Source organism: Collimonas sp. (assembly GCF_044339385.1).
GTDB lineage: Bacteria > Pseudomonadota > Gammaproteobacteria > Burkholderiales > Burkholderiaceae_D > Collimonas.
Map to the genome: position 1 here is coordinate 1 of NZ_JBIIVN010000067.1, position 12233 is coordinate 12233.

A 12233-nucleotide genomic window follows, 5' to 3' on the forward strand; every position below is an offset into this window, starting at 1 on the left:
TTGCCATTTGTCGCGCACCGTATCGTTGCTGCGGAACAGCTCCACCGGCAGCCGGATCAGGTCATCGAAATCGACTGCCTGGTAAGCCGCCAGCGTCGCCACATAGCTGCGGTAGATGCGCGCGGCCTGGGCTTCGTCTTCGGTGACGGCTTGTTTGATTGCCTGCTCGGGATCGATCAGGCCGTTTTTCCACAGCGACATGGCGGTCTGGATACGGCGGATCAGTTGCTTGTCGGTGGTGATCGCCAGATCTTGCACAATTGAAAAACAATCGTCGCTGTCCATGATCGAGAAACGGTCTTTCAGGCCCAGTTCGCGCGCCTCCTGCCGCAGAATCTTGACCCCCAGCGAGTGGAAGGTGCTGACCGTGATGTGCTTGGCCTGTTTTGGGTCCTGCAAGAGCTTGGCGATGCGCTCCTGCATTTCGGTGGCTGCTTTGTTGGTAAAGGTTAACGCCGCAATGTGTTTGGCGTCGTAGCCGCAATCTTCGATCAGGTGCTGGATTTTCTGCGTGATCACGCGTGTCTTGCCCGAACCGGCACCGGCCAGCACCAGGCAAGGGCCATCAAGATATTTGACGGCTTCCCGTTGAGGAGCATTCAGACCGAAATGGGGAGTGGACGACATAAGTTACCGCTTGGCGACTGACCGGAAGGAGCAAAGCGCTGTATTTTAACAGTGTGAGCAGGCCGCTGCCCTGCCGACTGCACGACCACAGTGAGGCCGCCAAATATGGGACAATTCGGGATCAATCAATTTGCCGGACATGCCATGAAATTCAGTCATCTGATCGAAATCAATGATCCCCTCAACCCGCTGATCGATTCCTTGACGCGCGAGCAATTATGGCGTGGGCTGGTGATGCGTGCCGAACAGCCGATGTTGTTTGTCGAGCATCTCGACGACTGCGTCTTGTCGGGGCAGTCGATGCAGTCGGTCACGCGTGAGTTGCGTTACGGAAAAGTTATCGTGCGCGATATCGTTACGTACCTGCCGCAGCTACAGGTGCGCTATCAGGTGCCCAAACAGCAGGACCTGGGTGGCTCCAATTTGATCATGACGATCGAGGAACCGGAGCCGGGAATGTTGTTTATACGTTTCGAATATGAAGACGACGCCGTCGAGTTGCAGCCGGCGGCGCAAGCCGAACAGGAGTTTTACGACGAATTCCGGCGGTCCGCCTACCAGGAAGCCGATATCGACACGGTGCGCGTGATTCGTGAATTGGCGGCCGAAGGCCGGCTGGGATAGACAGCCGTCTGCCGTTTTCGTTTCTGCACCCTATGGGGGATGCGTTTGCCGACCAGTTATCTGGTCGGCATTTTTTTGTCCGGCTAGCTGCCTAGTTGCGCGCGATAGGCGGCCCCGCTCATTTCGGCTTCGCGATAGAGCGTAATGACACGCAGCAGGCGGCCGATAAACATACCGTTGAAGAGTCCGTACAGCGCGCACACCGTGGCCACGAGAGCGCTCTCCTGAGCCAGTGTTGGCTGCATCGCAAGCAGAACGGCAACCGTATATTTGGTCAGGAAAATTCCCATCATCAACGCTAGCGGCAACCAGCTGCCGCGCTGCAACAGTACGCCGCGTTCTGGATAGGGAATCATGCGGTCGCAGCGCAACAGGCGTCAGTTGAGTGCCGCGGCGATGGCGGCGCTGACGCACCAGCACAGCGCCGGCAGCGGCGTGATACCGAAAATCGCCGACATGGCCTGCCACGACAGCGCCAGCATTACCAGTGGGATGATGGTGATTTTCTTCAGTGTGACTTCACGGTCAACGCTGGCCCAAATACCGCGATAGACCAGCAACGCCAGCAGCGCCCAGACCCAAAGCGGGGTGTGTGAAAGGATCTGTGCCAGCATGTTGTTCTCCCGTTGATTGATCTGCCGCGATTATCCGGCCGCAGCAGATGCGGGAGTAGCGCAAAGCGACGAAATGCCGGAATCCGTCGTGAAGCGACTGCTGGCGCGGATCGCTGGCAACCGGCTTAGCCGCGGCGCGCTTAGCGGACTTCAGCCGTGTACTGAAAACGCTCCGCCGGTACAAAGGAAGTGCGCCATTCAACCGGTTCCCCGGCGTGATCCAGCATCAGTCGCTCTATGCAGATCGCCACGGTCTTGGTTTTTAGCTTAAACACCATGGCATTGGCGCGGTTCAAGGGCTTTGCGCTCAGGTCATCAATGGCACGCGCGACCAGCACCTCGCATTCACTTTCATAGACCGGATACAAGGATGACGGAGAGTTTGTTTTTAGATATTTTTGCAGCTTCCTGAAGCGCGCCAGCGGCAGCCAGATATGTTCCGACAGCACGATTTCGTCGTCCAAAGAACGGGTGCGATGCAGATATAGCGCCTTGTCGCGCGGCTTGAGCTTGAGTTTGTCTGCCACCGCAACGGGCGGCACCGCGGTTGTCATCGCACGGATTTGCGCCGTCGGCAGCGGATTTTTGGTCTTGCCGTTGATCCGCACAAAACGCAGCATTGAGGAGCGCTCCGCAGCACGCGCGACAAATGTCCCGCGGCCTCGTATCCGATCTACAACGCCATCGGTGACTAACGCATCCAACACCTTGCGCATGGTGCCGACGGCGATTTCATATTCGGCAGCCAGTTTGTCTTCGGACGACAGCGCTTCATCGGCGGCCCAGCTACGCAAAGTGATTCTTTGCAGCAGATCGTCACGGACCTGGAGATAGCGCGGCAAGCGCGGATCAGACCCGTTTTCTGCCGTCAGAGGTGTATTTTTTTGCGAGAGAGACGCATTTTTTTGGGAGAGAGACGCGTTTTTTTGCACTTTTTTGGTCAACATTAACAACATTTCAAACTTGGAAAGGGAGCGCAATTTACCAAGTTCCAATTGTTTTTACAATACATATGTGAATCTCTACTTCTATACAGAACCAGAGATTAAATAATGCGGGTTGTGATGTACGGAACAGGCGGTGTCGGTTGACGCGTCATTAGCCAGCCGCAATGAATAAAGCCAGCAACTATGTTTTTTGAAATTTGTTACCATCGCGCCGGCGCTGAACCGACATCAGGCATTTGTGACTGATAAAACATCGGCCGTCTGATCCAACGCAGCTGGCGCGAATCATTGCGTTCCGCCTTCATCCTGTGCGCAACCGCAACCGCAACCGGACTGGTGCCGGGCAGAGGCACAGCGCCAGCGCCAAGGTATTTATGGTGGAACCTGTTATAGAAGGAAAGCATCCGGGCTTGCGATGGATGAATGCGCGCTCGCTATCGAGGATCCTGTCGGCATACTCGATACGAGGGCTCGTGCTGCAACCTTGCAGCACGATGCGGATCATGAAATTTTATGACTGGCGAGGCATTGTAGCAGAGCGCCGCTGGCGTTCTGCCAGCCATAGCAATCCGATAGCCAGCACCGAATAAATCCAGTAATCAAGCGGCACACCGCCCAGCCAGTGCTTGTGCCACGGCACGTCGACGGGATTGAAGCGCGCTAGTCCATAGGCCGGATTGAGAACAAACCAGAGCCAGTCTTCACTGATCCAGAACACCATGATGGAGGCCATGATGCGGGATTCACCGCGCCAGTCCCAACTGCCGTTGAACCAGATCGGATAGTGGAACATCAGTGCGATGAACGGAAAAATCCAGGCGTGGTAACCAGTCATGGCGCGTCCACCTCAGAAGATGTCTAACAGCCAGTGATGCTCGATGCGCCAGGTCGGCAGGTTAGCGGCCCAGCCGGCCGCACCCTCGATCTGGATTTCGACGTTGGCGAAAAAGAAGGCCATCAGCAATGCCCAGAACAGCATGCCTGCCAGGCGGCGGAAAGATGTCGTCATAGTGTACTCAGTACGGTTTGTAATACGGTACGGCCAGCATCGGGTTTGCCAAGCGCCAGGCTGCGTTGTTTAAGGCGCTGTAGCAACTCCGGCTGCAACAGCAGTTGGCGCACGCGGTATTCGAGCGCGGTCAGGTCAATCGCTTTCAGCGCGGCGCCTTGCTCCAGCAGGTAATCGGCGTTGCGCTCTTCCTGGCCCGGGATCGGCGAATGGATGATCATCGGCACCCCCATTGCCAGGCATTCGGAGGTGGTCAGGCCGCCCGGTTTGGTGATGGCCAGGTCAGCGCAGGCCATCAGTTGTTCGACCTGGCTGGTGAAGCCGAAAGGGAACAGTCGGCCCGGATGCGCCGCTGCCAGTTCCCGCAGGCTGGCCAGCATCGCCGCATTCTTGCCAGCCAGCGCCACCAGCTGGAAATCCTCGGGCAAGGACAGCAACCGCTCTACAGTCTTATCCAGGCCGCCGATACCAGCGCCGCCGGACATCATCAATATTGTCTTGCGTTGCGGATCGATGCCGAACAGCGCCGCGCAGCGTTGCCGTTCTAACGGATAACTGAAACCCGGCATGATCGGAATCCCGGTCACATGTACCGTATCGGCAGCCAGTCCGCGGCTGCGCATACGATAGGCGATTTCTTCGGTCGCCGCAAAATAGCCCTGCATCTGCGGCTGCAGCCACATGCTGTGAAGGTCGAAATCGGTGACTTGCACCCACACCGGACAAGTTACCTGGCGCCTTTCTATTTCGCGGGCCAGTAATTCTGCCGGCAGAAAGTGAGTGCAAATGATGGCATCCGGCGCCGCAGCGCGGATCGCCGCGCGCAGCGGCCGCGTGCTGATGCGTTCTATCGCGCGCCGTAATTTCTGGCCGGGCGAACTGCTGGGCGCGCTGTCGCTTTTTTGATAGACATAACCCCATAATGCAGGATGGCGGTTGACCAGATGCAGGTAAAGATCGGTGTACACCGCACGGAAACCTGCCGGTACGAAATCCATCGCATCCAGGTGTACCGCTTCGGTATCCGGAAATTCGATCGCGGCATGGGCTTTGAGTGCCTCGGCGGCGCGCATGTGGCCGGCGCCGGCGGAGACGCTTAACAGTAAAAGTTTACGCGGACGGTGCGGAAAGGTCGAGCCAGGCGACAACGCATGTGCGGGCTTATCTATAATGATGCACTCCGCCACGTGTCGAGGTGTTCCGAAGAATAAAGACAGCTGCTTTCAAGCCTACTCCTTGCAATCGGGATTCAAGCGCTTACAGATGAAACGCAGCGCGCCGTCAGCCGGCAATGCGCCCATCAATCACGCTGATGATAGGGACAAATCGGCGCTGAGTAAAATGACATTTATGACAAACCATTGGCGTGCCGTTTCTTTAACCATCAAGCGTTGCGCCCGTTTCCAAAAGAGAAAAATATGACCACTTCCCGCAAGCCGCTCGATGGCCTGGCCATGAGCCTGATGTTGATCCTGTGTATCTGATGGGGCTTGCAGCAGGTGGCCATTAAGGTGGCGGCACCGAGTATCTCGCCGATGCTGCAGAACGGTTTGCGTTCGGCGGTGGCAGCGTTGCTGGTGAGCGCCCTGATGTGGTGGCGCGGCAGCAAATTCTCGCTGACTGACGGCAGTTTCTGGCCAGGGCTGGTTACCGGCTTGCTGTTTGCCGCTGAATTCCTGTGCGTATCAATCGGCTTGAATTACACCACTGCCTCGCATATGTCGGTGTTCGTCTACACTGCGCCGATTTTTACCGTGCTTGGTCTGCACTGGCTGGTGCCGGGCGAACGTTTCGGCGCCACCCAATGGCTGGGCGTGCTGGCGGCATTTAGCGGCATCACGGTGGCATTTGCCGGCGGCTTTGCGGCCAGCGCCGGTTTAAGCCGCACGTTGATCGGCGATGCGCTGGGCCTGCTGGCGGCGCTGTTCTGGGCTGCGACCACCATCATGATCAAGCGCAGCGTGTTGTCCAATAGCCCGCCCAGCATGACCTTGTGGTATCAGTTGAGCGTCGCTGCGGTGACGTTGCCGGTACTGGCATTACTGTCGGGACAGGCCGAAGTGGCGCCGCTGAGCGGCATTATGTGGGCCAGCCTGGCGTTCCAGTCGCTGATCGTGGCCTTCGGCAGTTTTCTGACCTGGTTCTAGATGTTGCGCCGCTACCTGGCGTCGCGGCTGACGGTGTTTTCTTTTCTGACGCCGTTGTTCGGCGTCAGTTTCGGCGTGTTGCTGCTGGACGATCCGATTGGCTTGCCGTTTGTGGTCGGCGCGCTGCTGGTGTTGAGCGGAATTGTACTGGTGAACTGGCGGCGTAATTAAGGTTGATCAGGTTGATCGGATAGATCGGATAGATCGGATAGATGTGATGCGCGTGGGCAAAAAACGCCCACGTACATCATTGCAAGTTTCTCTGACCTGGTGTTCAGACTTTGAACTTGCCTTCCGAGACCAGCGCCTGCAGCGGCAGGCGCGGGCTGGGTTCTTCTTTGGCGCGCAGGCTCTCCGGCAGGGATGCCCGGTCGCCGATCTTGCCGATGGCGATAGCTATTTCAAGCGCGAAGTGGGCTGGTACGTTCAACACCGAGCGGGCTTTTCCTTTGTCGAAACCGGCCATGCCGTGCGCATGCCAACCGGACAGGCTGGCTTGCAGCGCCAGATAGCCCCAGGCCGAACCGGCATCGAACGAATGGGTTGGCGCGGGTAATTCTTCGCTTTTGCCGGGTGGCGCAAAAGTGGTTTTCGACAGCACAATTACCAGAGCTGCGGCGTTTTCGGCCCAGCCGCGGTTGAACTCGTTGAGCAGACCGAGCAGGCTGTCCCAGTGCGGTGTGCCACGCCGCGCAAAGACGAAGCGCCAGGGTTGCGCGTTGTAAGACGAGGGTGCCCAGCGTGCTGCCTCCAGGATAGTCAACAGTTCTGCTTCGGCGATCTGGTCGCTGGCAAAGGCGCGAGGCGACCAGCGGTTGAGGAATTGCGGATGGACTGGATGATCGGCGACGCGTGGTGTGGGTCATGTGAGTTCCTGTTGGATGATACGGAAATAACAGCAAAATATGTTGCCCGAATATACGTATGCGTGAGTTGCCATCTGAGCAGCAGTTTTTCTTGTGTGTAGGGCGGCGCCGATTGCTGGGTTGTGGTTTGCTGTCATAGAGGAGCAAGGTGAAGATTGCTGCGCCAAGCCGGTATAATCAATAACAATGACGATTGCCTGGAAGTTGGAACGACCTCCCAGATTTTTTGCATAATCCGCTACGCTCTCTGTACCACTGACTACCTATCCTATGCTTGCACCACAAAAACAACAGATCATCGACCTTTTCAACGCCGCATTGCAGCCGATCATTGCCGGTACCGAATTGCAGCCAACTGTGACGCTGGAGCGTCCGCGCGATCCGTCGCATGGCGATGTCGCCTGCAATATCCCCATGCAACTGGCCAAGCCGCTGAAAAAAAATCCGCGCGAGCTGGCGCAAACGCTGGTAGCCGCAGTGCTGGCCGCCAGCAAAGAAGGCAATCTGATCGCCGCCGTGGAAATCGCCGGGCCAGGTTTCATTAACCTGCGTCTGACTGCTGCGGCCAAGCAGCAGGTAGTCCAGACCGTGTTGCAGGAAGCCGCGCAATACGGTAAGAGCCAGCTCGGCGCCGGTAAAAAAGTGCTGGTCGAATTCGTCTCCGCCAACCCGACCGGCCCGCTGCATGTCGGCCATGGTCGTCAAGGCGCGTTGGGCGATGCCTTGTCGGCATTGTTCGAAGCGCAAGGTTTTGATGTCACCCGCGAGTTTTATTACAACGATGCCGGCGTCCAGATCGCCGCGCTGGCGACTTCCGTGCAGGCGCGCGCTAAGGGCTTCAAGCCGGGCCAGGCCGGCTGGCCGGAGAATGCCTATAACGGCGACTATATCGCCGACATCGCTGAGGATTTCATCGCCAGGAAGACGGTTTCCGCCAGCGACGGCGAACCCGCCACTGCCAGCGGCGACATCGACGATATCGAATCGATCCGCAAGTTTGCTGTGGCCTATTTGCGTCGCGAGCAGGATCTGGATTTGCAGGCTTTCGGTGTCAAGTTCAATAACTATTATCTGGAATCGTCGCTGTATCGGGACGGCAAGGTCAACGGCGCGGTTGAAGCCCTGATCGCTGCCGGCGTGACCTATGAGCAGGATGGCGCGCTGTGGCTGCGCACCACCGACTACGGCGACGACAAACACCGTGTGATGAAGAAGACGGATGGCACTTATACCTACTTCGTGCCGGATGTCGCCTATCACGTAGTGAAATGGCAACGCGGCTTCGGCAAGGTCATCAATGTCCAGGGCAGCGATCACCACGGCACTATCGCCCGGGTGCGCGCCGGTTTGCAGGCGCTCAATATCGGTATTCCGCAAGGCTATCCGGATTACGTGCTGCACAAGATGGTGACTGTCATGAAGAACGGCGAGGAAGTAAAAATTTCCAAGCGTGCCGGTTCTTATGTGACGCTGCGCGATCTGATCGAATGGTCGGCGGGCGAAGACACTGCGGCCGCAACTGCTGGCGACAGCCCGCGCGATCTGACGCGTGGCCGTGATGCGGTCCGTTTCTTCTTGATTTCCCGTAAGGCGGATACTGAATTTGTGTTCGATGTCGATCTGGCGCTGGCCAAATCCGACGAAAATCCGGTCTATTACGTGCAATACGCGCACGCCCGCATCTGCTCGGTGTTGGCGCAATGGACCGGCGACGAAGCCAGCCTGACCACGGTCGACCTGAGCCCGCTGACCGCGCCGCGTGAGGCCAGCCTGTTGGCCAAGCTGGCTGAATATCCGGACATGCTGCAACATGCATTAGAAGAACTCGGCCCGCATCAGGTGGCGTTTTATCTGCGCGATTTGGCGGGCGAGCTACATAGCTACTACAATGCTGAGCGCGTATTGGTCGACGACGATAAGCTCAAGATGGCGCGTCTGGCGTTGATCTACGCCACCCGTCAGGTGTTGCGCAATGGCCTGGCGCTGCTAGGCGTATCGGCACCGACCCGGATGTAATTTGCGTGTAAAGCAGGTGGCTCTGAAATTTGTTGGATGCTGCAGCAGGTTTTCAGAGTGCCGCGTAACCAGGATGTCATTGGGAAAGTATGAGCAAACTTAACAATAAGCAAGCTGGCGGTACCTTACTGGGTTTGATTTTTGGCCTGATCATCGGTTTGGCGATAGCGGTGGTGGTGGCGATCATGATCACCAAGACGCCGACGCCGTTCACCAACAAGACCGTTAAATCCGACAAGGCGCCGGACGCCATCACCACGCCGGCGTCGGCAACGCCTGCGGCTGGCGCCGACCAGCTGCCGGACCCGAACAAGTCGCTCTACGGCAACAAGGACGCCTCGAAAGAAGCCGCTAAGGCGTTTGCGCCACCGGCGGTTGATGCCACCGCGCCGGTCACGGTGCCGCCGGTTTCAGCTGCAGCCGAGAAGAAACTCGATGCGCTGGTCGCCAAGGCGCAGGACAAGAGCGCCGCTGTCGTCGATAAATCCATTGCCGACAAGACCAAGAAGGCCGCTGGCGATATCGCTGAGGCCAAGACCAAGGCTGGTGCCGACGACAACTGGATCTATTTCCTGCAGGTTGGGGCGTTCCGTGAGCAGGCTGAAGCCGAAAACGCCAAGGCGCGACTGGCGCTGATGGGGTTCGAGGCCAGGATCAGCGAGCGTCAGGTCGATACCGGCTCCTTGTACCGGGTGCGCATAGGCCCACTCAATCAGCTCGAAACAATGAACCGGATTCGTGGGAAGTTGTCCGATAATGGCGTTAATGCCGCCGTGGTGCGCGCTGCTAAATAATCAGGCGGATGTTGGTAAATATTTTCTTTGAAATGTAGAAAAAAGGATAATCATGCGTTTGTTTCATAAACTATTAGCTGTTGCCGGTCTGAGCTTGAGTCTCGGTCTGGTTGTCGCCAGTGCCGGTGCGTCGCCGGCCAACCCGGTGGCGGGAACTGACTATAAGGTGCTCGACAATCCGCAACCGACCGATAGCGGCCCCGGCAAGAAAGTCGAAGTGACCGAATTCTTCGGCTACTTCTGCCTGCATTGCAATGCGCTGGAACCGGCGCTGGAAGAGTGGATCGCCAGGCAAGGCGATAAGATTGTGTTCAAGCGTGTACCGGTCGATTTCGGCGATCCGAATGCCGATCCAAAGAAATCGCCTTATGTAGCGCAGAAAAAGCTGTACTACACGTTGGAGGCAATGGGCAAGATTCCAGAAATGCACAAGAAGATCTTTAATGCCATCCGCGTGCAGCGCCAAAACCTGAATAACGAAGCAGGTGTTGTCGATTTCGCCGCCAAGCAAGGTCTCGATCAAGCCAAGTTCCTGGAGATCTACAATTCGTTCGCGGTGCAAACCAAGGTTACCCGCGCCACTCAGCTACAGAATGCTTATAAAGTTGACGGCGTGCCGATGTTGGTGGTGGATGGTCGTTACGTGACTTCGCCAGCGATTGTCGGTGCCAATCCGGGTGCAGGAAAGACCGAACCGGAACTGTTCAGATCGACATTGCAGGTCATGGATGGCCTGATAGCTAAAGTCGCTGCGAGCAAGAAATAAGCCGTCTCGCCGACATGCTCGGCTGATGGATCATGAAAAGTCCGCCACTCGCAAGAGGGCGGGCTTTTTTATCGGCCTTGGCCGATATGCACAGGTATTCAACATTGGGCGCAACCATGAAACGCGTATTTATCACCGGCGCATCCAGCGGCATAGGTGCCGCATTGGCGCAATATTATGCAGAGCAGGGCGCCGCCCTTGGCTTGGTCGCCAGGCGCCAGCCGCAACTGCAGCAACTGCTGGCAGGTTTGCCGCACCCCGAACGGCATCGTCTGTATGCGCTGGACGTCAACGACCATGCGGCGTTGACTGCTGCCGCCGCGGACTTCATCGATGTCGGCAACGGTGTCGACGTGGTGATTGCCAGCGCTGGGATTTCTCAGGGCACGCTGACCGAGCACGCGGAAGATCAGCCCGTTTTCGAGCAGGTGTTTGCCACCAATGTACTGGCGACAGTGGCCACCTTCACGCCGTTTATCGCCACCATGAAGCGGCAGGCGCAGTCCGGTCAACGCGATTTACGGCTGGTTGGCGTCGGCAGCGTGGCCGGTATTCGCGGCCTGCCGGGAGCCGGCGCCTACAGCGCTTCAAAGGCGGCGCTGATCAGCTATTGCGAATCGCTGCGGGTCGAATTGCGCGACAGCGGCATCAAGGTAATCACCATCGTGCCCGGTTACATCGACACGCCAATGACTCAGGTTAATCACTACAAGATGCCGTTCCTGATGCCGGTCTCGGCATTCGCTGCAAAGACCGGCGCTGCGGTCGCGCGTGGCAGCAGTTACCAGGTAATCCCCTGGCAGATGGGCGTGGTTGCAAAGTTGTTGCGGCTGCTGCCTAATCGCTTGTACGATTTCGCCTTTTCCAAAGCGCCGCACAAGGCACGCAAGAGCGAGAGCTGATCTGTGGATTTTTATTCCTTCTTTTTGTTCGTACTGACCGAATGCGCGTTATCGCTGTCGCCGGGGTCGCCGGGGTCGGCGGTGATGCTGGTGGTTGCCTACGGGATCACCAGCGGCTGGAGAAAATCGCTATTCGCAACGCTTGGCATCCTGACCGCGAATGCCATCTATTTTGCTATTTCGGCGACTGGTCTGGGGGCCTTGATCGTCGCTTCCCATACCTTTTTCACGCTAGTGAAGTGGCTTGGGGTGGCGTATCTTGCGTATCTCGGTTTATCGGCGATATTCGGCCGGCCATCGCCGATTACGGCGTCGCAGTTGAACCACAAGAATGCCGCCGGCCGGAAAATCTGGCTGAGCGGCCTGACGCTGCAACTGGCCAATCCCAAGTCACTGATTTTTTTCATCGCGATCTTGCCGCAATTTGTCAACCCGGCCGGTAATGTGCCGTTGCAAATGATCTGGCTGGCGGCTGGCTCGATCATTCCGGAATTCTTCATCCTGCTCGGTTATGCGGTGCTGGCGGGGAAAATGCAAACGCTAGCGACGCGCCCGAGTTTTGCCCGGATGACGGATCGGTTTGCCGGCAGTTTGATGCTGGCTGTGGCGATGCTTGTGGCGGCGATACAGCAGTAGTTGTCGGGTGGGCCTTTGCTGCCCACCTTCAGCGGCTCCCCGAATGCGCCGTGCGCCAGTCGGATGGGGCACAAACTCGCTTCGCTCAAACATGTGCCCCATCATTCCCTGCGAACATTTGATCCCACGATCGCGATGCCGCGTGGGCACGATCTGCCCGCCTGGTTGTTGGCGCTGATTGAATCTTGACCCAGCCTGCTGATCGAAATGTGACCCAGGGCTGGTCGCTGCGTTTTGAGTTAGCAGCTGTGGATAAGTCTATCAAACAGTTGGTGTTGAAGCACT

The 12233-nt window shown here is 57.4% G+C and carries 9 protein-coding genes and 4 pseudogenes; 7 read left to right on the forward strand and 6 right to left on the reverse strand.

Annotated elements, in window-relative coordinates; translation table 11 throughout:
• The coding region (locus ACIQ0R_RS06690; RefSeq protein ID WP_395825283.1) for a UvrD-helicase domain-containing protein at positions 1 to 627 on the reverse strand (627 nt) is incomplete at its 3' end.
• 144 nt (positions 628 to 771) lie between these two features.
• Here ACIQ0R_RS06690 and ACIQ0R_RS06695 point away from each other — a divergent pair.
• Positions 772 to 1251: an SRPBCC family protein gene (locus ACIQ0R_RS06695; RefSeq protein WP_395825286.1), complete on the forward strand. Its 480-nt coding sequence runs from the start codon at positions 772 to 774 to the stop codon at positions 1249 to 1251.
• Between the two features lie 83 nt (positions 1252 to 1334).
• Here ACIQ0R_RS06695 and ACIQ0R_RS06700 read toward each other — a convergent pair.
• The 4 genes and pseudogenes from ACIQ0R_RS06700 to ACIQ0R_RS06715 form a co-directional block, all read right to left on the reverse strand.
• Positions 1335 to 1865 (reverse strand): annotated as a pseudogene (locus tag ACIQ0R_RS06700) (DUF6622 family protein).
• Between the two features lie 140 nt (positions 1866 to 2005).
• On the reverse strand, positions 2006 to 2707 hold the full coding sequence (locus ACIQ0R_RS06705; RefSeq protein ID WP_395825289.1) for a GntR family transcriptional regulator: 702 nt from the start codon (positions 2705 to 2707) through the stop codon (positions 2006 to 2008).
• A 616-nt stretch (positions 2708 to 3323) separates the two neighbouring features.
• Positions 3324 to 3821: pseudogene (locus ACIQ0R_RS06710) on the reverse strand (hypothetical protein).
• On the reverse strand, positions 3818 to 4894 hold the full coding sequence (locus tag ACIQ0R_RS06715) for a glycosyltransferase (protein ID WP_395825293.1): 1077 nt from the start codon (positions 4892 to 4894) through the stop codon (positions 3818 to 3820). Before ACIQ0R_RS06715 ends, ACIQ0R_RS06710 begins: the two are co-directional and overlap by 4 nt.
• A gap of 345 nt (positions 4895 to 5239) precedes the next feature.
• On the opposite strand from ACIQ0R_RS06715, the pseudogene ACIQ0R_RS06720 reads away from it, so the two are divergent.
• Positions 5240 to 6139: pseudogene (locus ACIQ0R_RS06720) on the forward strand (DMT family transporter).
• 103 nt (positions 6140 to 6242) lie between these two features.
• Here the strand turns inward: ACIQ0R_RS06720 and ACIQ0R_RS06725 are convergent.
• Positions 6243 to 6824 (reverse strand): annotated as a pseudogene (locus tag ACIQ0R_RS06725) (nitroreductase family protein); the annotation flags it as partial.
• A 280-nt stretch (positions 6825 to 7104) separates the two neighbouring features.
• Here ACIQ0R_RS06725 and argS point away from each other — a divergent pair.
• From argS to ACIQ0R_RS06750, 5 genes are all read left to right on the forward strand, one after another.
• Complete coding sequence (gene argS / locus ACIQ0R_RS06730; protein WP_395825296.1) at positions 7105 to 8850, forward strand: arginine--tRNA ligase; 1746 nt, start codon at positions 7105 to 7107, stop codon at positions 8848 to 8850.
• 89 nt (positions 8851 to 8939) lie between these two features.
• Positions 8940 to 9644, forward strand: a complete 705-nt coding sequence (locus ACIQ0R_RS06735; protein WP_395825299.1) for an SPOR domain-containing protein — start codon at positions 8940 to 8942, stop codon at positions 9642 to 9644.
• A gap of 52 nt (positions 9645 to 9696) precedes the next feature.
• A complete protein-coding gene (locus ACIQ0R_RS06740) occupies positions 9697 to 10410 on the forward strand; it encodes a thiol:disulfide interchange protein DsbA/DsbL (RefSeq protein ID WP_395825301.1) in 714 nt (237 codons plus the stop codon).
• Positions 10411 to 10526: 116 nt separating this feature from the next.
• Positions 10527 to 11312 (forward strand): SDR family oxidoreductase, encoded by a 786-nt coding sequence (locus ACIQ0R_RS06745; protein WP_395825304.1) that lies wholly within the window; start codon positions 10527 to 10529, stop codon positions 11310 to 11312.
• A 3-nt stretch (positions 11313 to 11315) separates the two neighbouring features.
• On the forward strand, positions 11316 to 11948 hold the full coding sequence (locus ACIQ0R_RS06750) for a LysE family translocator (protein WP_395825307.1): 633 nt from the start codon (positions 11316 to 11318) through the stop codon (positions 11946 to 11948).
• The last annotated feature ends 285 nt before the right edge of the window (positions 11949 to 12233 follow it).

Bases quoted from the DNA above. Each gene is read 5' to 3' on its own strand.
- ACIQ0R_RS06695 (WP_395825286.1), top strand. From the start codon at position 772: ATGAAATTCAGTCATCTGATCGAAATCAATGATCCCCTCAACCCGCTG.
- ACIQ0R_RS06715 (WP_395825293.1), bottom strand. From the start codon at position 4,894: ATGCGCGCCGCCGAGGCACTCAAAGCCCATGCCGCGATCGAATTTCCG.
- argS (WP_395825296.1), top strand. From the start codon at position 7,105: ATGCTTGCACCACAAAAACAACAGATCATCGACCTTTTCAACGCCGCA.
- ACIQ0R_RS06735 (WP_395825299.1), top strand. From the start codon at position 8,940: ATGAGCAAACTTAACAATAAGCAAGCTGGCGGTACCTTACTGGGTTTG.
- ACIQ0R_RS06740 (WP_395825301.1), top strand. From the start codon at position 9,697: ATGCGTTTGTTTCATAAACTATTAGCTGTTGCCGGTCTGAGCTTGAGT.
- ACIQ0R_RS06745 (WP_395825304.1), top strand. From the start codon at position 10,527: ATGAAACGCGTATTTATCACCGGCGCATCCAGCGGCATAGGTGCCGCA.